The organism is Streptomyces sp. NPDC037410, assembly GCF_055602235.1.
This window is the reverse complement of sequence record NZ_JBVJWR010000029.1, coordinates 78,966-97,786: the sequence shown is the minus strand read 5'-3', so window position 1 is coordinate 97,786 and position 18,821 is coordinate 78,966. Positions and strand designations below refer to the sequence as shown.

19 protein-coding genes, 1 tRNA gene and 2 pseudogenes are annotated in these 18,821 nt (G+C 71.8%); 6 read left to right on the top strand and 16 right to left on the bottom strand.

The features are described from left to right. Positions 1-91: 91 nt before the first annotated feature. The 9 genes from ACZ7HT_RS33650 to ACZ7HT_RS33610 all read right to left on the bottom strand — a co-directional run bounded on the left by ACZ7HT_RS33650 (position 92) and on the right by ACZ7HT_RS33610 (position 10,510). A complete protein-coding gene (locus ACZ7HT_RS33650) occupies positions 92-502 on the bottom strand; it encodes an SRPBCC family protein (protein WP_471173010.1) in 411 nt (136 codons plus the stop codon). Between the two features lie 44 nt (positions 503-546). Continuing rightward, a complete protein-coding gene (bla, locus tag ACZ7HT_RS33645) occupies positions 547-1,503 on the bottom strand; it encodes a class A beta-lactamase (RefSeq protein ID WP_471173008.1) in 957 nt (318 codons plus the stop codon). Positions 1,504-1,578: 75 nt separating this feature from the next. Beyond that, positions 1,579-4,566 carry an NHLP bacteriocin export ABC transporter permease/ATPase subunit gene (locus ACZ7HT_RS33640; protein WP_471173007.1) on the bottom strand — a complete coding sequence of 996 codons (2,988 nt, stop codon included), beginning with the start codon at positions 4,564-4,566 and terminating at the stop codon, positions 1,579-1,581. Position 4,567: 1 nt separating this feature from the next. Beyond that, on the bottom strand, positions 4,568-6,826 hold the full coding sequence (locus tag ACZ7HT_RS33635) for an NHLP family bacteriocin export ABC transporter peptidase/permease/ATPase subunit (protein WP_471173003.1): 2,259 nt from the start codon (positions 6,824-6,826) through the stop codon (positions 4,568-4,570). After that, positions 6,823-7,629 (bottom strand): biotin/lipoyl-containing protein, encoded by an 807-nt coding sequence (locus ACZ7HT_RS33630; RefSeq protein WP_471173000.1) that lies wholly within the window; start codon positions 7,627-7,629, stop codon positions 6,823-6,825. The genes ACZ7HT_RS33635 and ACZ7HT_RS33630 overlap by 4 nt, the downstream gene beginning before the upstream one ends. 206 nt (positions 7,630-7,835) lie before the next feature. Further along, positions 7,836-8,078, bottom strand: coding sequence for a hypothetical protein (locus ACZ7HT_RS33625; RefSeq protein ID WP_471172998.1), 243 nt, complete (start codon positions 8,076-8,078; stop codon positions 7,836-7,838). A 366-nt stretch (positions 8,079-8,444) separates the two neighbouring features. Beyond that, the gene (locus ACZ7HT_RS33620; protein WP_471172993.1) at positions 8,445-8,909 is read right to left on the bottom strand and encodes a GNAT family N-acetyltransferase; all 465 of its coding nucleotides are present in this window, start codon (positions 8,907-8,909) and stop codon (positions 8,445-8,447) included. Between the two features lie 192 nt (positions 8,910-9,101). Then, the gene (locus ACZ7HT_RS33615; RefSeq protein WP_471173025.1) at positions 9,102-9,968 is read right to left on the bottom strand and encodes a D-alanyl-D-alanine carboxypeptidase family protein; all 867 of its coding nucleotides are present in this window, start codon (positions 9,966-9,968) and stop codon (positions 9,102-9,104) included. 242 nt (positions 9,969-10,210) lie between these two features. After that, the gene (locus tag ACZ7HT_RS33610; protein ID WP_471172990.1) at positions 10,211-10,510 is read right to left on the bottom strand and encodes a DUF6342 family protein; all 300 of its coding nucleotides are present in this window, start codon (positions 10,508-10,510) and stop codon (positions 10,211-10,213) included. A 308-nt stretch (positions 10,511-10,818) separates the two neighbouring features. On the opposite strand from ACZ7HT_RS33610, the gene ACZ7HT_RS33605 reads away from it, so the two are divergent. Beyond that, positions 10,819-11,064 (top strand): helix-turn-helix transcriptional regulator, encoded by a 246-nt coding sequence (locus tag ACZ7HT_RS33605; RefSeq protein WP_041127441.1) that lies wholly within the window; start codon positions 10,819-10,821, stop codon positions 11,062-11,064. After that, positions 11,064-11,570 carry a hypothetical protein gene (locus ACZ7HT_RS33600; protein ID WP_471172987.1) on the top strand — a complete coding sequence of 169 codons (507 nt, stop codon included), beginning with the start codon at positions 11,064-11,066 and terminating at the stop codon, positions 11,568-11,570. The genes ACZ7HT_RS33605 and ACZ7HT_RS33600 overlap by 1 nt, the downstream gene beginning before the upstream one ends. Positions 11,571-11,724: 154 nt before the next feature. Here ACZ7HT_RS33600 and ACZ7HT_RS33595 read toward each other — a convergent pair whose 3' ends face one another. Then, positions 11,725-12,345, bottom strand: coding sequence for a phosphoribosylanthranilate isomerase (locus ACZ7HT_RS33595; protein WP_471172984.1), 621 nt, complete (start codon positions 12,343-12,345; stop codon positions 11,725-11,727). Between the two features lie 75 nt (positions 12,346-12,420). Beyond that, positions 12,421-13,263, bottom strand: a complete 843-nt coding sequence (locus ACZ7HT_RS33590; protein ID WP_471172980.1) for a helix-turn-helix transcriptional regulator — start codon at positions 13,261-13,263, stop codon at positions 12,421-12,423. Between the two features lie 189 nt (positions 13,264-13,452). Between ACZ7HT_RS33590 and ACZ7HT_RS33585 the strand changes: the two genes are divergently transcribed. The 3 genes and pseudogenes from ACZ7HT_RS33585 to ACZ7HT_RS33575 form a co-directional block, all read left to right on the top strand. Continuing rightward, positions 13,453-14,232: an NAD(P)H-dependent oxidoreductase gene (locus ACZ7HT_RS33585; RefSeq protein ID WP_471173022.1), complete on the top strand. Its 780-nt coding sequence runs from the start codon at positions 13,453-13,455 to the stop codon at positions 14,230-14,232. 57 nt (positions 14,233-14,289) lie between these two features. Continuing rightward, positions 14,290-14,364, top strand: a pseudogene (locus ACZ7HT_RS33580) (hypothetical protein); the annotation flags it as partial. 37 nt (positions 14,365-14,401) lie between these two features. Then, positions 14,402-14,836 (top strand): annotated as a pseudogene (locus ACZ7HT_RS33575) (MerR family transcriptional regulator); the annotation flags it as partial. 23 nt (positions 14,837-14,859) lie between these two features. On the opposite strand, the gene ACZ7HT_RS33570 reads toward ACZ7HT_RS33575, so the two are convergent. Next, positions 14,860-14,933, bottom strand: a tRNA-Trp gene (locus ACZ7HT_RS33570). A gap of 88 nt (positions 14,934-15,021) precedes the next feature. Continuing rightward, positions 15,022-15,558, bottom strand: a complete 537-nt coding sequence (locus ACZ7HT_RS33565; RefSeq protein WP_471172978.1) for a PadR family transcriptional regulator — start codon at positions 15,556-15,558, stop codon at positions 15,022-15,024. Between the two features lie 87 nt (positions 15,559-15,645). On the opposite strand from ACZ7HT_RS33565, the gene ACZ7HT_RS33560 reads away from it, so the two are divergent. Continuing rightward, positions 15,646-16,398, top strand: a complete 753-nt coding sequence (locus tag ACZ7HT_RS33560) for an alpha/beta fold hydrolase (protein WP_471172976.1) — start codon at positions 15,646-15,648, stop codon at positions 16,396-16,398. A 31-nt stretch (positions 16,399-16,429) separates the two neighbouring features. Here the strand turns inward: ACZ7HT_RS33560 and ACZ7HT_RS33555 are convergent, their stop codons facing one another. From ACZ7HT_RS33555 to ACZ7HT_RS33545, 3 genes are all read right to left on the bottom strand, one after another. Further along, entirely contained in the window at positions 16,430-17,701 is a 1,272-nt protein-coding gene (locus ACZ7HT_RS33555) for an MFS transporter (RefSeq protein ID WP_471173019.1), read from the bottom strand. An 8-nt stretch (positions 17,702-17,709) separates the two neighbouring features. Then, a complete protein-coding gene (locus ACZ7HT_RS33550; protein WP_471172972.1) occupies positions 17,710-18,249 on the bottom strand; it encodes an ArsR/SmtB family transcription factor in 540 nt (179 codons plus the stop codon). 62 nt (positions 18,250-18,311) lie between these two features. After that, complete coding sequence (locus ACZ7HT_RS33545) at positions 18,312-18,659, bottom strand: VOC family protein (RefSeq protein WP_471172970.1); 348 nt, start codon at positions 18,657-18,659, stop codon at positions 18,312-18,314. Positions 18,660-18,821 lie beyond the last annotated feature (162 nt).

Below are 18,821 nucleotides of genomic sequence, written 5' to 3'. Positions count from 1 at the left end.
ACCAGGCGCATGCCGAAATGGTCCCACGCAGCCTGAGGTCACCTCGGCCCGGTTCAGCAGCTGACCAACGGCCCAGATGTTAAAGATCAAGCTAGACGGACTCGAGCAGCCCCTTGAGCCGGGCCAGGTCGGCGGCGACCGTGGTGGCGTCACGCTCGAACTCGGCGTCGCTCATCTCCGGCAGGCGGCGGAGGGTGAACACCACCTCGCTTCCCTTGCCGTCGGCGATCACCCGGACCGGGTTGTTGAAGGTCCGCCCCGAGGGGAGCGTGACGTCGTGGTCGAGCACGCCCAGGTCGTTGCGCGGCACGAACCTGACCGTGACGCGCCCCAGCGGGGCGGCGTCCGCGACCCATGCGTCGCCGACCTTCTCGATGGATTCCCCCAGGCCGTGGGCCCAGGCGGGAAGGTTGACCGGATGGGACGCGTAGTCGTAGACGTCGGCGACGGTGCGGTCGATGAAGATGCTGACGTGGCGTGATTCCCTGCCGGTGACGTTCATGGCATCGACCGTAGTGGCCCGGCACCACCGTCCTCTTGAACGAATCAGACGGAGGCGCCGAGCTCCCCGGCCAGCAGGGCGGCCGCCCCGGCCACCAGCGGGTTGTCGGCGGGGGCGTCGTCCTCGGCCTTGGTGGTGAGGACCGCGAGGACGATCGGCGTGCCGTCCGGCCGCCAGGCCACGCCCACGTCGTTGGCGCCGCCGTGGCGCCCCGAGCCGGTCTTGTCGGCGAGGAGCCAGTCGGGCGGCAGGCCACGCCGGAACCGCTCGCCGCTGGTCGTGTTGCGGAGCAGCCAGCCGGTGAGCCGCTCCCGGTCGTGGCGCTCCAGCGCGTCGCCGAGCACGAGGCGCGCACAGCCGGCGCCGATGGCGTACGGAGTGGTGGTGTCGGTGATCCGCCAGGGCTCCGCCGAGTTGAGCTCGGGTTCCCACCGGTCGAGCCGGGTGACGCGGTCCCCGATCGAGCGGCAGAAGCGGGTGACGCCGGTGGGGCCGCCCAGCTCCCCGAGGAGCAGGTTGGCGGCGGTGTTGTCGCTGAAGCGGAGCGCGGCGTCGCAGAGGCCGGAGACGGTCATGCCGCCCGCGACGTTCTCGGCGCGCCCGGTGATCGGCGAGTAGCCCGAGCTCTCGACGTACGAGGTCGCATAGCGGACGCGCCGGGCGAGGAACTCCCCGTCGTGGTCGAGGTCGCGCAGCACGGCCGCGACGGCGAGCGTCTTGAACACGGAGGCCATGGGGAAGCGCTCGTTCGCCCGGTACGCCACGGTCCTGCCCGAGCGCATGTCGCGCGCGAACACGCCGAGCCGCGCGGTGTGTTCGCGCTCGAGCCGCCGCAGCCGCGCCACGACTCCGCCCGCCCCCCGGGGCGAGGCCCGCGCGGTGCCGTCGCCCAGGGCGAGCGCGGCCGTCAGTGTCGTACCGGCGGACAGGGCCAGCGCGGATCGGCGGGACAGGCGGCCTGGTACGTCGGAGCGCACGGTGTTCCCTTCGGCGGTGGTCACTGTCGTACGTGTACACCGCCCGACGCCCCGGCCGCCTCAGCCACGCGGACTCCCACGGCACAGGGACCAGACGCGTCAGCCCAGTTGGCGTCGCACCAGCTCGTGGAAGAGCCCGGTCGTGTCCGCGAGGAGCTCGGCAGGCGTGCCCTCCTGGACCACGCGGCCGTCCGCCAGGGCGATCACCCGGTCCGCGTCCATGATGGTGGACAGCCGGTGGGCGATCACGACACGGGTCGCGTTCAGCGCGCGGGTCGACTCGATCACCGTCCGCTGCGCCTCGTTGTCGAGAGCGCTCGTCGCCTCGTCGAAGAAGAGGACACGGGGCCTGCGGATGAGCGCCTGAGCGATCATCAGCCGCTGGCGCTGGCCGCCCGAGACGGTGCCTCCGCCGTCCGACAGCATCGTGTGCATGCCCATGGGCATCGCCTTGATGTCCTCCGCAAGGCCCGCCATCGCGGCGGCGGCCCACGCGTCCTCCAACGGATACGAACCGGCGCCGCGGATGCAGTCGAGGACGGAACCGGAGAACGGCTGCGCGTTCTGGAGGACGACACCGCACTGGCGCCGCACCGCCGCCTGGTCGAGGGCCGCGAGGTCCTGACCGTCGTAGCGCACGGTGCCGGAGCCCGGCCGGTCGAAGCCGATGAGCAGCCGCAGGAGCGTGGACTTGCCGCAGCCGCTGGCCCCCACGATCGCGACGAACTCGCCCGGCCGCACCCGGAGACTGACCCCGTCGAGGACGAGCGGGCCGTCCTCCGCGTAGCGGTAGGACAGGTTCTCGGCCTCGATCGCGCCGGACAGCTCACCCGGCGGCGCGCTGGACGCGCGGACCTCGGGCGTCTCCCGGAACACCGGCCTGATCTGTTCGAACATGGGCTGTACGGCGGCCGCCGAGAGGAGCGCGCCGGTCAGCTGCGTCACCGAGGACAGCATCATCGTGACGCTGGTGCTGAAGGTGAGGAACTCGCTCGCGGACAGGGTGCCCCGGGCCGGGCCGGCCAGGAGCGCGAACATCACGAGCGTGCACAGCGGCAGACAGACCGCGCCGAGGACCGCGAGGACGTTCTTGATCCTCCCGATGCGCCGGTGCAGCTCCCGGGTCCGCGCGAACCGCCCCGCCCAGGCGGCGTACGCGAAGCTCTCGGCCGCCGCGACGCGCAGCTTGGGCAGACCGCGCAAGGTCTGGAAGGCCTGGTTGTCGAGCTTGTTGCCGAGCCGGATCAGCTGTCGCTGGTACCGCAGCTGCCAGAGGCCCAGGCCCAGGAAGAGCACGGCGACGGCGAGCAGCAGGGCGAGCGCGACGAGGGCCAGGGGCACGCTGTAGACGAGGAGCAGCACCAGGTTCACCGTGCCGACGGTGCCCGCCTGGACGACCACCGGGCCGATGCCGGACAGGACCCGGCGGATGGCGCTGATGCCCATGGCCGCACCGGCCAGTTCACCGGTGGACCGACCGGCGAAGAACGTCGTCGGCAGGCGAAGCAGCCGGTCCCAGACGGCCGGCTGGAGAGTGGCCTCGATGCGGCCCTCCATGCGGAGGATCGCGGTGTTCTGCAGCAGCATGAAGGCGGCCGACACGACGCTGGTCGCGATGATCGCGAAGCCCGCCTGGACGATGAGCCCGCTCTCGGCCGCGGGCACGTACGCGCCGAGCACCTTGCCGGTGGCGACGGGCACGAGGGCGCCGAGGGCGACCGCGACGAGCCCCCCGAGGAGCAGGTCGCGGAGCTCCGCCCGCGTGCCCCTGGCGCTGAACCGGAGCAGCCGCAGCAGACCGAGGGGGCGATCGGGCAGCGGCCGGTAGAACATGACAGCGCGCGGCGCGAACGCGGCGGCGCCGGTCCTGTCGATGCGCTCCCGCTCACCGGTGGCCGGGTCGAAGGCCGTGTACCGGCCGCGTCGCCACAGCAGCGCGACGGGCGTCCCGTCCGCCGCGCGGTGGCCCACGAGCGGCCCGCTGTCCTCGCGCCACCAGCGGTCGCCGAGCCGTACGCCCCGGGTGCGGATCCGGGAGGCGAGCGCGATGCGTTCGACGGGGTCGGCGTGTCCGGGGTCAGAGGCCATGCCGTCCGGCTCGGCGAGGGCGATGCGGGCGTCGTCGGCGACGGCCCGGCACACGGCGTAGGTCGCGTCGTCGTCGGCGGTGCGGTCCCGAGGGGCGCCGCCGGAGCGGTGGCCGGGGCGGCCGATGGAGGCGAGCAGCGTGTGGTCGGCGCGCGTACGAGCGGCGTGCCCGGCCTCGATCCCGGCGGCCGCACGGTCCTCGTGGTCGCGTTCGAGCTGCTCGATCCAGTCGTCCAGGGCGTACAGCAGCCGGTACTGCTGGTCGACCATGCCCTGCCAGGTGGCGGCGTCGACGAGCAGGGTTCCGGAGCCGTGGCCGCCGTCGTACGTCTCGTAGCCGCCGTACGTCCCGTCACCCTGGTGGCTCGTCGCGTAGGCCGCTCCGTACGCGATGCTGCCGGGGGTGATCCGCATCCAGAGGACGTCGTCGTCGGCCGCACCGGGGCCGTCGCCGGGTCCGCCGTCCAGGGCCGCCTGGTACAGGACGCGCAGCCCGCGCCCGATGCCGAGGCTGAACGCGTGCTCCAGGGGGCTGAGCGGGACCTCGGTCCCCGTGCCGTACGCGCTCTGGTCCTCGTACCACTGCCCCTCGTACCACTGGCCGCCGGATCCCTGATCCCCGTACGACTGACTGCCGAATCCCTGCTCCCCGTACGACTGGGGGGCCGCGTACGGCAGTTCGCGCAGCTCGACGCGGCGCAGCAGGCAGCCCTGCGCGGGACGGCCGATCAGGGTGTGCGCGGGCCCGTCGACCGGGCCGAGCAGCAGCGTGCCCGGTTCGAGGCGGCCCAGGAAGTGCCAGGGGCCGAGCCGTGCCGCGTCGACGGCGAACAGGTCGAGCGCACCCCCGACGACGAGCCAGAGGACGTGCGGGCCTTCCAGGGCGAAGCTGCCCAGACCGGCGCAGTCGACCGCGGTGCCCAGGGCACCCAGGGCGGCGACGACCGGGTCCGGGGCCACGCCGTCGTACCGGCTTGCGGGCGGATGGGGGACGGTCACCTCAGTGCTCCTTGACCAGACCGGCGTACGTGCCCCGCGCGGCGACGAGCTCCTCGTGGCGCCCGCGCTCCACGACCGTGCCCCGGTCGAGCACGACGATCTCGTCGCTGTCGCGCACGGTGCTCAGCCGGTGGGCGATGACCACGCAGGCGCAGCCGCGCCGCCGCAGGTTGTCCATGACGGTCTGCTCGGTCGCCGCGTCGAGCGCGCTGGTCACCTCGTCGAGGATCAGGACGCTCGGGCGGCGCACCAGCGCGCGGGCGATCTCCAGGCGCTGCCGCTGGCCGCCGGAGAAGTTGCGGCCGTCCTGCTCGACGCGGCTCCGGATCCCGCCGGGGCGGCGGGCGACCTCGTCGTACACGGCGGCGTCCTGGAGGGCGGCGACGACGGCCTCGTCGGGGACGGACGGGTCCCAGAGCGCCACGTTGTCGCGGACCGTGCCCTCGAAGAGGAAGACGTCCTGGTCGACGAAGGAGACGGAGGCGGCGAGGGCACTGCGCGGGATGTCCTCCAGGCGCATCCCGTCGATGCGGATCGCGCCCTCCCACGGCGTGTAGAGCCCGGACATCAGCCGTGACACGGTGGACTTGCCGCTGCCGGAGCCGCCGACCAGGGCGACCTGCTGCCCGGGGCCGACGGTGAGCCGGAAGTCCTTGAGCAGCGGGGCGTCGAGCGGGCTGTAGCCGAAGGTGACGCCTTCCAGTTCGACGTGGCCGGTGAGGCGGCGGGTGGCGGCGCCCGGGGCGCGCCGGGTGTGCACCGGGTCGACGGGGAAGTTCTCGACGTCGCGGAGGCGGGCGATGTCGGCGGCGAAGTCCTGGATGCGGCCCGCCACGCCGTTGAGCCGGGTGATCGGCGCGGTGAAGCCGGTCACGAGGGCCTGGAAGGCGACGAGCAGGCCGACGGTGAGGTGCCCCTCCACCGCCCGCATGCCGCCGATCATGAGGATGAGCGCGCTGTTGAGCGCGGCGAGGGTGGGCGCGACGACCGCGAGCCAGGCGCTGGGCACGCCGAGCCGCTGCTGCACGTCGAGGGTGGTGGCGTGCTGTCCGGCCCAGCGCCGGAAGAAGCCGTCCTCGCCGCCGGTCGCCTTCATCGTCTCGATGAGCTGGAGTCCGCTGTACGTGGTGTTGGTGAGCCGGGCGCTCTCGGCGCGCAGTTTCTGCGTGCCGGTGGCCCGCAGGTGGACGACGACCCGGAGGGCGACGACGTTGAGCAGGGCGATCAGCACGCCGACGACGGTGAGTTGGGGATCGTACGTCCACAGCAGTACCGCGTAGAGCAGGACGACGACGGCGTCGACGGCCGCCGCGGCCAGGTCGCGGGCGAGGGTCTCGGCGACGGCGTCGTTCGTCTGGAGGCGCTGGACGAGGTCGGCCGGGTTGCGTTGGGCGTAGAAGGCGAGCGGGAGCCGCAGCAGGTGCCGCAGGAAGCGGGCGCTGCCCAGGGTGGAGGCGATGATCCGCCCGCGCAGCAGATTGGCCTGCTGGAGGGCGGTGAGCGTCGCGGTGAGGACGAGGGCGGTCGCCATCGCTGCGAAGACCACACCGAGCAGGGACGTCTGGTTCCCGATCAGGAACATGTCGATGTACGTACGGCTCAGGGCCGGGACCCACGCGCCGACGGCCACCAGGAGAAGGCTCGCGACGACCGCGGCGGCCATCGTGCCGGACGTGCCGCGCAGCCGGGTCGGGAGGGCGGCGAGGACGCCGGGCCGGGTGCCGCCGCGACGGAAGCCGGGACCCGGTTCGAAGGTCAGCACGATGCCGGTGAAGCTGGTGTCGAACTGGTCCATGGGGACGAACCGGCGCCCGCTGCCGGGATCGTTGACGTACACGCCGGGCCTGCCGAGACGGCGGCCCGTCCCCTCGTACACGACGTAGTGGTTGAACTCCCAGAAGAGCACGGCCGGAGCGGTCACCTCGGCGAGCGCGGCGAGGTCCATCTGCATGCCCTTGGCCTGCAGGCCGTAACCGCGCGCCGCCTTCAGGAGGTTGCCGGCCCGGGACCCGTCACGGGAGACGCCGCAGGCGATCCGGAGCTCTTCCAGCGGGACGAAGCGGCCGTGGTGCCCGAGGACCATGGCGAGCGCCGCGGCGCCGCACTCGACCGCCTCCATCTGGAGCACGGTGGGGGTGCGGACGGTACGGGGCCGCCGGCCCTTGGCGGCGGGTGTACGGCGCCGGGGACGGCCCGCGGGCGGGAGGCGGCGGGTTGTGGAGCGGGCCCGGGACGGGGCGGCCGCCCGTGCCGCGCTCACGGCAGCAGCCAGTCGACGGGGCGCTGCGCGGCCAGGTGGACGGCGCCGGTGACGGGCGTGCCGGACTCGGGGGCGTGCGGAGGCCCGTCCGTGGACGACCAGGCATATCCGGAGGCGGTGGCGGGGGAGGGGTCCAGGGCCACCAGGACCGCGACCGGATCGCCCGCGCGGGAGAACCGCGCGGCGAGCCCGGCGTCGCCGAGGAAGGCACCGAGTTGCGCCTGCGTCTGCGGGGTGCGGCCGACGGCGGCGACACGGCCGCGGAGCACGCCGTACCGGTCGCGCGGGACGGACTGGACGCCGAGGTCGACGGGGGCGCCCACGCGGAGCGTCGCGGCGGTGTCCCCCGGTAGGTACAGGACGGCCCTCAACGGGGCGTGGGGGTCGGTCACGCGCTCGACGGTCGCCACATCGGCGCCGGTGGTGACGACCGAACCCAGCCTCGCGTACAGCGTGGTGACACGACCGCCGGCGACGGCACGGACGGGCCGGTCGCCCTGTTCCGTACGGACGGTCAGCAGCGGCGCGCCGGGGGCGACGGACCGTCCCTCCTCGACGAGGACCTCGGTGACCTGCCCGGCGACCGGGCTCTGCAGCAGATAGGTGCCCTCGGCGTGGGTCAGGAGGCCGGGCGCGTTCACCTTGGACGTCACCGTGCCGGTGAGGGCCCAGACGCCCGCGGCGGCCATGACGACGAGGGTGACGGCGAGCACGAGACGGCCCTGGGGGCGGGCGAAACGCACGGGGACGTCGAGTTCTTCGGGCGATCGCAGCTTGGAAAGCGCATTGCGGCGGAACTGCACGGACTATTCCTTCGGCTGCGTTCTCGCGCTTTTACCGCGATCGCGTGGTGCGTGGTCGGACTCGGGGGTGGCCGTGAACTCCGGAACCGAAATGGTTCCGGAGTTCACGACCGAAGCTCGGTTCGGAAGCCGGTTCGGAAGCCGGTTCAGAAGCCAGCTCAGAAACCGGCTCAGAACCCGGCTCAGAAACCGGATCGGAAACCGGCTCAGATACCGGCGATGCCCGCGGTGTTCACCGAGATGCCGGTGATGCCGGACGCGAGGCCCGGGACGCCGGCGACGAGGCCCTCGACGCCCTGGACCGTCTGCAGGGAGCCGACGGTGCCGAGGAGGTTGGTGACGTCGCTGGTCACAGCGCCGGCGAGGCCGCCGGAGATGGTGACGAGGCCGCCGGAGACGGCGTCGAGGTCGGCGTCGGAGATCTCAGCGGTCTCAAGGTCGTGACGCATGATGCGCACCCTTCGTTCATGGGGGGGAATCCGTCTTCTGCGGCCGCAGCGGATTGATCAAATCACGCGAACGGCTGACCGGAGAAATTCGGTTGACGCTTCCTCACGGGTGTTTCTGCACCGCGGGAAGCGACCGTGCACCCACATTCACCGAATGGTGACACCATCTCCTCGAAATCGAGTAACAGATCCGGCGACCCCGCCTCGCACGAGGAACTTAAACGGACAGAAGGGTTCCGTCCGGGCGGCCCCGGCTCCCTCGGTGTCGGGGAACGGTGAAGGCGCCGCTCCTCGACACGCACACGTTGTGCAGGTTTCCGGCAGGCGCGCGGCGGGGGGGCGTCCTCCGGGACGCGCCGACCGGACTCAGGCCTCGGGAGCCATGTCGTACGTGACCCACATCGTGCGCGTGGCCACCTGGTCGTACTTGGAACGGGCGCGGTGGTTGTCGTCGGCGGTGATCCAGCGGACGACGCTCCAGCCGCGCTCGGCCCCGATCACACGAAGGGCGCCGAGCAGCAGGTCCGCCACCCCGGAGCCGCGTTCGGCCGGATCCACGAAGAGGTCGTCGAGCCAGCCGCCGACGGTCGCGGACAGCGGGCGAGCGAAGGGCCGGAAGTGCGCGAGTCCGACGAGCCGCCCGTCGGCGGCCTCGGCCACGAGGCCCTCCACCTCGTGGCCCGGGTCGTGGATCCAGGACCAGACGAGCCGCGCGGCCTCCTCGGTCTGCTCGACCCGGTAGAAGTCGGCGTACCCCCGGTACAGGGCACGCCACTGGTCGAAGTCGCCCTCCCGGACCGGACGGATCGAGACGGCGGCGGCGTCGGACATGCTTCACGCTCCTCACGCACCGCTCCCTGCGGTGCGGACCCAGTGGATCACGCACGGGATGACCTGCGGAGATCGGCGTGATCACGCTGGACCGGCGGCACTCGCCCGGTTCGCCGACGCGCCCGGGAACGCGGAAGCCCCCGGCCGTCTCCCGCCGGAGAGGGGGAGACGGCCGGGGGCGCACCGGGAGGATTACCTCGCGAAGCCGTAGTCCAGCAGCTTCTTGACGTCGGCCGCCCTGTTCGCCTCGGACGGCGAGGCGAGCACCGTGCCGATGACCGTCTTCGTGCCACGGGTGGCGGCGAAGACGAGGCAGTACTTGGCCTGCGGACCCGAACCGGTCTTCACGCCGATCGCGCCGCTGTAGGTGCTCAGGAGCTTGTTCGTGTTCGTCCACGACATGTACCGGTAACCACCGCTCTTGGTGGTCACCTTCTGCTGCGTGGACTTCGTCTTGACGACGGTGCGGAACGTGGAGTTCTTCATCGCGCTGCTGGCGATCTTCGTCAGGTCACGCGGAGTCGAGTAGTTCTGTCCACTCCCTATTCCGTCGAACGAGTCGAAGTGGGTGTTGCGCAGGCCGAGCCGCCGCGCCTCGTCGTTCATCTTCCCGATGAACGACTTGACCCGGGCGTCCCGCGTGGTGCCGGTGCCGAACTTGTCGGCCAGCGCGTACGCGGCGTCGCAGCCCGACGGCAGCATGAGGCCGTAGAGGAGCTGGCGGACGGTCACCTTGTCCCCGACGATGAGTCGGGCCGAGGAGGCGTTCTTGGCGACGATGTAGTCGCTGTAGGCCTTCTGGATCGTGACCTTGGCGTCGAGGTTGAGGTTCGGCTGGGACAGCACCACCTTCGCGGTCATGATCTTCGTGGTGGACCCGGTCGACCGGCGGGTGTCCGCGGTCTTCCCGTACAGGGCCGTACCCGTCCCGTTGTTCATGACGAACCCGCCCGGTGCGGTGATCGACGGGACGGGAACGGCGGCGTGCGCCTGGCCGGCGAAGAGGCCGCCGGCCAGTACGGCCGAGGCCGTGAGCGAGACGGTCACGGCACTGCGCAGGCCGAGTGTCGGAGTCAGCAAAGTCTTCTGTCCTTGGTAGAGATGGACGTCTTCCCGTGGGAGACGCACGAAAGCGATCCAAGGATGCACTGAACGGGCCGTGATCTTTCTCGCGCGCTCGGACTCGCTCCGGGGCCGGCCGGGAAGACGGCCACGAGCGGGCCCATGCAATGGCGCGGCCTCGCCACTTCCTCCGGCAAGACCGCCACCATCTCATCTCAGGTATCCGAGGCAGGGGAGCCTCAGTACCGGAGGTCCTTCTGGTCGGTGATCAGACGACCGGCGATGTGCAGGTTCCCGTCGGAGTCGAGGACCGCGATGATCTTCTTCGTGGAACCGTGGTGGGTCGTGAAGTAGATCTTGTCCGCCTCCTGGGAGGAGGAGTAGTTCGTGTTGACGGACAGCTCGATGCTCACGGGGGAGCTGATGAGCACGTCCTTCTTCGGCGAGCCCGGGTAGACCTGGTTCTCCCGCAGTTTGACGCGGCCGTGCGTGTCGCCCTCGTCCCAGTCCGAAGCCAGCCCGAGATCGATGTCAGCCATGCTGATTCCTCTCCTGTGCGGGTGAAAGAACTTCGCGGCTCGGGCCGTCACAGGACCTCCCGAACCGCTCCAGAACCTACGCAGTTCGTTCACGCCGCGGCACCAACTGTCATGACTATGACTGGATTTGAATCGTGTCAGTCGCGAATCGGTACGTAGCGCCGCAGAGGGCAAGGAAAGTCCGAAAAGTCGCCGTGACAGGAGTCGGAGCGGTGGCGACGCGCGAGGTGTACCCGGCAAGCGGCCGGCCCACGGGGCGGCCGGCCGTGATGTTGTGCTCCTGCGTTCAAATGTAGTACTTCTTATACATGAGCGAGCAGGTGCACAACAGGCTGGCGGTTGTCCGGGCAGAGCGGAAAGTGTCGCGACAGGCACTCGCCGAGGCAGTGGGTGTCCACTACCAGACCATCGGCTACATCGAACGCGGCCAGTACAACCCCAGCCTCGACCTGGCCCTGAAAATGGCCCGGTTCTTCGGACTGCCGGTGGAGGCGCTGTTCTCCCTGGAGCCGTTCCAGCCGCTCACCGACGAGGTCTACGGGAGGAAGCAGTGATGACCGCGACGCGCTACGACCGGCGGATGTACGCCGTGATGAACGACCGCCGGGCGGCCGCGGCTTACGCCACCGTGCCCAGGCGCCGGATGCTCGTGGGGGCGCACATCGCCCTCACCGTCACCGGAGTGGGCGCCTGGATCGGCTCGGTGTTCGGACCCGGGTACGGGCTGTTGGCCGTGGTCGCCGTGGTGCTGCTCCCCTGGGTGCTGCTCACCGGCCTGCTCAACGGCTCCACGCGCGGACTCCTGGAGCTGCGGGGCCGGATGCTCGACGAGCGCCAGCTGGTCGAACGCGACCGGGTGCGCGCGCTGGCCCACCGCATCACCCTGTGGCTGCTCGTCGCCACGGCGTTCGGCGTCGGCGCGTACGGCGTCCTGGCGGACGCACCCCTCCGGGCCGCCGTGGCCCCGGTCCTCGTCGGCGTGTTGGCGGCGCACTGGATGATGCCGCTGTGGGTGGCGGGGCTGCGGGTCCAGGACGACCTGGTCGACGACGAGGACTGAGCCCGGCCGCGCCCGGACGGGGCTCAGGCTTTGTGCGGGGCTCAGGTCCTGTGCGGGGCTCAGACCCGTGGTGGGCTCGGCGGAGGGGTGTGCGGGGCTCAGACCCGTGGTGGGCTCGGCGGAGGGGTGTGCGGGTCTCAGGCCCCGTGCGGCCTCAGGCCCCGGCCCGGGCGGCCTGCTTCGCCGCCGTGACGAACGTACGGATGAGGTCGTGGTCCTTGACGCCCGGAGCGGACTCGACGCCGCTGGACACGTCGACGCCCCAGGGGCGGGCACGGCCGATCGCCTCGCCGACGTTGTGCGGGGCGAGCCCGCCGGCGAGCAGCCACGTGCCCTCGGGCCGGGCCGTCTCCAGCAGGGACAGGTCCCACGGCTCGCCGGATCCCGCCCGCGGCGAGTCGAGGAGGAGGACCTCCTCGCCGTAGGCGCCGACCCGCGTGTCGGGCCGGTCGCTCAAGGACGTGGCACGCCACAGCCGCGGGAAGGTCCCGGCGGCGGCCGCGAAGTCCTCCTCGCCGTACGCCCTGCCGTGCAGTTGGAGCGCCCCGATGCCGAACTCGCCGGCGATGCGGGCGGCGTCGGCGGCAGGGGTGTCGTTGACGACCAGGACGGAGAGGACACCCGGCGGCACGTGGGCGGCGAGCCGTGCCGCGTGGTCCCGTGCGAGTCCGCGGACGCTGGTCCCGCTGATCACCAGACCGACGGCATCCGCCCCGGCCGCGACCGCCGCATCGATGTCGGCGGGCGTCTTGAGCCCGCACACCTTCACGAACACGTGTCTCTCCTCTGCTGACCCCGGCGCGGCACCCCGAGCCTACTCAACCACCGTGCACCGCCGAAACCGCAGGGCTCAGACCTGGGCGTCGACTGCGGTCCGCGCGTCGGCGCCGTCCGTGTCCAGGCCCGCCAGGAGACGCAGCCCGTCCTCGGCAGGACTGCCGGGGGCCGCGGACAGCACCAACAGCTCCAACCCCGATTCCTCCGGCAGCGCGAAGTTCTCCTGGTGCAGTTCGAGCAGGCCGACGAGCGGATGACGGTACGCCTTGCGCCCATGGGTACGGGCGCGCACGTCCGCCCGCGCCCAGAGGCGGCGGAAGCGTTCGCTGCCCATGGCGAGCTCGCCGACGAGGGAGGCGAGACGCGGGTCGTCCGGGTGCTTGCCGGCAGCCAGGCGCAGGTGCCCGACGACATCGAGGGTGCACGTCTCCCAGTCCGCGTAGAGACCGCGCTCGGCCTCCTCCAGGAAGATGTGCCGGGCGGTGTTCAGGCCGGGGATCGGCCGGCCGTAGAGGAGCCGGGCGAGGCGGTTGCCGGCGAGGACGTCCAGGCGGTGGTTCATGATCAGCGCGGGAGCGTCGCCCACCAGGTCCAGGACGCGGAGCGCCTCGGGCCGCAGGCGCCCGGCAGGCGCCTTCGCGGGGCGGCGGCGCTGCCCGGCGAGCCGGTGGAGGTGCCCGCGCTCGGTCTCGTCGAGGCCGAGGACACGGGCGAGCGCGTCGAGCACCTGGGCGGAGGGCTGGGTCGCGCGCCCCTGCTCCATGCGTACGTAGTAGTCGACGCTGACCCCCGACAGATGCGCGACCTCCTCGCGGCGCAGGCCCGCGACCCGTCGGCGGCTGTCGGTCGGGATGCCGACGGCGGCGGGGTCGATACGGGAGCGCCGGGTCCGCAGGAAGCCCGCAAGATCGTCCATGCCCCCAGTATCGCCGCGACGGCTCTCGCGAAGGTGGCCCTGCCGTTACCAGGAAGCCCGGTCCGACGGAAGAAGCGTCCCTGAACACCGGCCGCCGCGGCGCCCAGGATCGAAGACACCCGCATCGAAGGCATCCGCATCGAGGCATCCGCATCAAGGCCATCCGGTCCGAAGGAGTCACCCATGACCATGAAGACGCTGATCGTCCACGCCCACCCGGAGCCCAAGTCGCTCAACAGCTCGCTCAAGGACCTCGCCGTGTCCACCCTGGAGTCCGCCGGACACGAGGTACGGGTGAGCGATCTGTACGCGATGAACTGGAAGGCCGTCGCGGACGCCGCCGACTACGGCCCCGCCGCCTCCAGTCCGCTGAAGGTCGCCCTCGACTCGGGCCGGGCCTTCGACGCCGGGACGCTCACTCCGGACGTCGTGGCCGAGCAGGAGAAGCTGCTGTGGGCCGACACGATCATCTTCCAGTTCCCGCTCTGGTGGTACACGATGCCCGCGATCCTCAAGGGCTGGGTGGACCGCGTGTTCACCTACCACTTCGCGTACGGTGTCGGCGAGCACAGCGACACCAGGTACGGCGAGCGGTTCGGCGAAGGCACCCTCGCCGGGAAGAAGGCGCTCCTGTCGGTGACCGCCGGCGGCCCGCAGTCGCACTACGCCGCGCGCGGGATCAACGGGCCCATCGACGACCTGCTGTTCCCGATCCACCACGGCATCCTGTACTACCCGGGCATCGAGGTCCTGCCGCCGTTCGTGCTGTACGGCACCGACCGGATGACCGACGACGGCTACCAGGACGTCGCGAAGGCCTGGCAGCAGCGCCTGCTCACGCTGGAGTCGACGGAGCCGATCGCCTTCCGCCGGCAGAACTTCGGCGACTACGAGATCCCCTCGCTGCACCTGAAGGAGGGCCTGGAGCCGAAGGGACGCACGGGATTCGCCCTGCACGTCCGCGACTGACCGCACGTGCGGGCGGTGCTTGACCCTCACGTGACGTGATGCCACATAGTCGGCGGCGTGGAGGAACACCTGACCGTGGGACGCGTCGCCGAGCCGGCCGGCGTGAGCGTCCGCACGCTGCATCACTACGACGAGATCGGCCTCGTACAGCCGTCCGCGCGCACCTCGGCCGGATACCGGGCCCCGGGAGCTGCGGCGGGTGGCCCGGCGCGTGGTGGTGTTCACGCACGACGCCAGCGAAACCGGTTGGCGTCACCGGTTCCGGCTCACCCGCGACTACCTTCCCGAGGTCGCCGCCCTGGTCGCCGGCCGGCCCTCGGTGGACCAACTGGCCGGCGCGATCGGGGCCCGCATGGAACCGGTGCTCATCCCGTGGGACTGCGCCGACGGCTTCTTCGAGGCCTACTGGTGCCGGCCCGAGGCGTACCTGGACGACCATGTGCGCCGCGCGATCTCGGTGTGGACCAGAGTCGGACCACAGGCCGAGCAGCGCGCGGTGAACAGCCTGCGCGAAGACCTCTCCTCACGCCGCTGGGCCGAACGGAACCCGGAACTCGCGGGCCTCGACGCGGCGGAGTTGGGCCTCCGCCTTCTCGTGGCCTGAAGAGCCTGACAGGACCTCGACAGCAGGGGCGACAGGATTCGAACCTGCGACATCCGGTTTTGGAGACCGGCGCTCTGGCCAGCTGAGCTACACCCCTTCGGTGCATGCAGCTTGGCACGGCACCGGGTGCGGGCGTCACCAAAAATGGAGGCGGCAGCCACCAGCGGCCGCCCGGTGCAGCCGAGTCACGGCACCGGGTGGTTCTCCAGGTCGGTGAGCGTGGTGCGGAGCCAGGTGAGTTCCGTGCGGGTGGTGGCGCGGGCGATGGTCAGGATGCCCTGGCGGAACGGGTCGTCCAGTTCCTCGGCGCGCAGGGGGTGCTCGCCGGCGTAGAAGAAGCTGGCGGGTTCCTCCAGGAAGGCGAGGCGGCGGCGCAGGACGGTGGCCTGGGCGGTGGGGTCGTCGAGGTGGCGAAGGAAGGCCAGGAGGGTGAACCAGCGGTTCTCGTCGGTCACGTCGGGGCCTTCGGCGTCGGCGAGGCGGTGCCGGAGTTCGTCCCGGCCGACGGGGGTCAGGGTGAGGACCTGGCGGGGCGCGGCGGCGGGGCCGGGCCGGGTCTCGCGGACCAGTAGGCCGGCCTTCTCCAGGCGCTTGATCGCCGGGTACAGCGTGGATTCGCCGACCGGGCGTACGTGGCCGGTGAGGGCGGTGATGCGTTTGCGCAGCTCGTAGCCGTGCAGCGGGGTCTCGTAGAGGAAACCGAGGATCGACAGTTCCAGCATGCCCGCATTCTCTCCCACGATGACGTCACCGTAGTACTGCGATGACGTAGTACTGTGATGGCGAGGTATGTGAGAGGGGAGTGGACTGTGCGCGAGGCACGATTCGACGAGCGGGGCAGCGTCATCCGATGGACCGAGGCGGCCGGTGAAGGGCCCGCCGTGGTGTTCGTGCACGGCCTGGGCGCCGCGTCGACCGTCTACCACGCGCACATCGCGGCCCGGCCCGAACTCGCCGGACGGCAGGTGCTCTTCGTCGACCTGCCGGGACACGGCATCAGCGACCGGCCCGACGACTTCGCCTACCGACTCGAAGACCACGCGGACGCCCTCGCCGCCGCGCTCGACGCGGCCGGGGTGCGCGGCGGGGTGATCGCCGGGCACAGCATGGGCGGTGCGGTCGCCGTCGTCCTCGCCCACCGCAGGCCCGACCTGGTGGGGCGGCTCGTCGTCACCGAGGGCAACCTCGACCCGATCCCGGCGCCCACGGCGGGCAGCAGCGGGATCGCGTCGTACACGGAGGAGGAGTTCGTACGGGGCGGGGGCTTCGCCCGTGTCCTGGAGCGGGTCGGCCCCACCTGGGCGGCCACCATGCGCCTGGCCGACCCGCTCGCGCTGCACCGGACCGCCGTCCACCTGGTGCGGGGCACCGATCCCGTGATGCGCGAGATGCTGATCCGCTCGTCCGTTCCGCGGGTGTACCTCCAGGGCGAGCTGAGCGGCGAACTGCCGGGCGCGGACGGGCTCCGGGCGGCCGGCGTGGACGTCGTGACCGTCCCCGGCGCCGGCCACAACATCATGTTCGACAACCCCGACGCCTTCGCCGCCGCGGTAGCCGCCTAGCCGCCGGCCGCACCGCCGATCGGAGCCGGTACTAGACGGCGCGCTCGTGGAGGCGGTCCCGGGATTCCCGCTGATCTGCATCACCGGCCGCGGCGGCGCGCAGCGCCGCCTCGACGCGGCGGTTGCTGGTCATGGTCGCGGTGACGGCGGTCATGGTGAGGAGGAGGCCGGCGCCGGTGTAGAGCGGGGTGCGTACGTCGTAGGCGGTGGCCAGCCAGCCTCCGAGGAAGGCGCCGAACGGGGCGGCGCACATGGCGAGCATGCGGGAGGTGGAGGCGACCCGGCCCATCAGATGGGCGGGGACGATCGTCTGCCGCAGGGAGGGGGCGAGCACCATCGTGGCGCCCATGGCCGCGCCGCAGACGGCGAGCGCAAGGCCGGCGGCGTACGGGTTCGGGGCGGCGGCGAGGCCCAGGATGGCGAGTCCCTCGACCGCGGCCGTGCAGGTCAGCGCGGCGCCGGTGCCGAGTCGCCGGCCGAGGAAGGAGGCGATGCCCGCGCCGAGCAGACCGCCGGTGGCCTCCGCGGTGAGGAGCAGGCCGAAGCCGAAGGCGCCGACGCCGAGACGGTCGTGCGCGAAGAGGGCGAGTACGGTCTCCACGGCGAGGAAGGCGATGTTCCCGACCGCCGGACGCAGCGCGAGGCCGAGCAGCACCCGATCCCGGAACACGTACGAGGCGCCTGCCCGCGCCTGCCGCAGCAGCGACTCACGGGCCTGCGGTACGGGCCGGGGAGCGGCGGGCAGCGACCGTACGAGCAGCGCGGAGAGCGCGAAGGACACCGCGTCGGCGAGCAGCGGTACCGCCCGCCCGAGCGCGAGCAGGGCACTGCCCGCGGGCGGCCCGGCGAAGCCGGACATGGCGGTCTGGGCGCCGCGCAGACGGGAGTTGGCGCGCTCCAGGAGCGCGGGGTCGCGGCCGAGCAGATCCGGCAGATAGGCTGTGGCGGCCGTGTCGAAGAAGAGCCCGCCGAGGCCGAGCAGAAAGGCGACGGCCGCGAGCAGCGGAATGCTCAGCACGTCGAGCGCGGCCGCCGCCGCCGGAATGGCGAGCAGCACCGCACGCGCCGCGTCCGCGACCCACATCGTCCGCCGACGGTCCCAGCGGTCCACCAGCGCGCCGCCGAGCACCCCGAAGAGCAGCCACGGCAGCGTTCCGGCGGCCGTGACGACGGCGAGCGCCAGCGGATCCCGCGTCAACGTCAGCGCGAGCAGCGGAAGTGCGGCATGCGTCACCCCGTCACCGAGCGAGGACACCGTCTGCGCGGTCCACAGTCGTCCGAACCCCGTCGGCGACTTACCCATGTCTCTGCTCACTTGGCCTCCCCTTCGACCTGCTTGACGGCTGCCGGGTGGAACAGCGCGAAGACGAGCGAGGCGTCCGGCAGCGACGGATCGGACAGTTCCCGGTACTCGTCCGCCAGCGCCTCAAGCCGCGCTCCGAGCTCCGCGAACTGCTCCTCGGTGAGCCGCAGATGCGCCATCCGCACGTGCCGCTCGCCGTCCGCCGGCGATGCCTCCAGGTCAGCCACCGCGTGCCGCATCAGCACATCCGGGCCTCCCTCGCCGGGATCCGGCAGCACGATCGACCGCGCGGCCATCGCGTAGTACCGCTCGGTGACTCCCCGGACCTTCCGTGTCCGCACCACCTTCACCAGGCCGGCCCGTTCGAGCAGCCGTACGTGGTAGCTGGAACTGCCCTTCGCGAGGCCCACTCGCTCGGCGATCTGGGTGATCGTCGAGGGCTCGAAGCGGAGTACGGCCATGATCCGGTGACGCGTGAGGTTGGAGACGGCGCGTAGCTGCTCGTCCGTGGTGACGTGGAACGCCTCGGGGAGATCATCGGTTGTCATGCCCCTAATGGTCAACACTTCTTGACCATTAGGCAAGGGGTTTGGTTCGGCCGACTCCCGGCTCAGGGGCCGACGTACTCGTACACGCCCCCGTGCGGGTGTCGCAGCACGGCGCGGTGACCGTTGGGGGTGGGCTGTGCCGGCATCACCACGGTGGCGCCGGTCGCCACCCCTTCCTCGACGGCAGCGGCCAGATCGGTGACCGCGAGAGTGGCGCTCACCCCGGCGACTCTCTGTACTGCCTCGTCCGGGCCGCAGAACGGCAGGAAGGGGGCGACGCTCGCCAGTCGCACACCGGCGAACTCGAAGCGGCCGGCTGTCAGGCCCGTCAGCCGTTCGTAGAAGGGGACGGCCGCCTCCAGGTCGTCGACACGCTGTCGTGCGATCACCGAGTCGATCTTCATGGGCATGCTGGAACTCCTCGTCTGGGTTGTCGGGGCTTTCGCTGGAGCAGTCGGCAGGGGGGGGGGGGGGGGGGGGGGGGGGGCGCGCGTCGCGGCGCGGGGTGTGGTTGGGGGGTTTTTCGATAATGCCGCGCGGCTTCTACTCGGTAGGGCGGCGGCAGCCTCGGT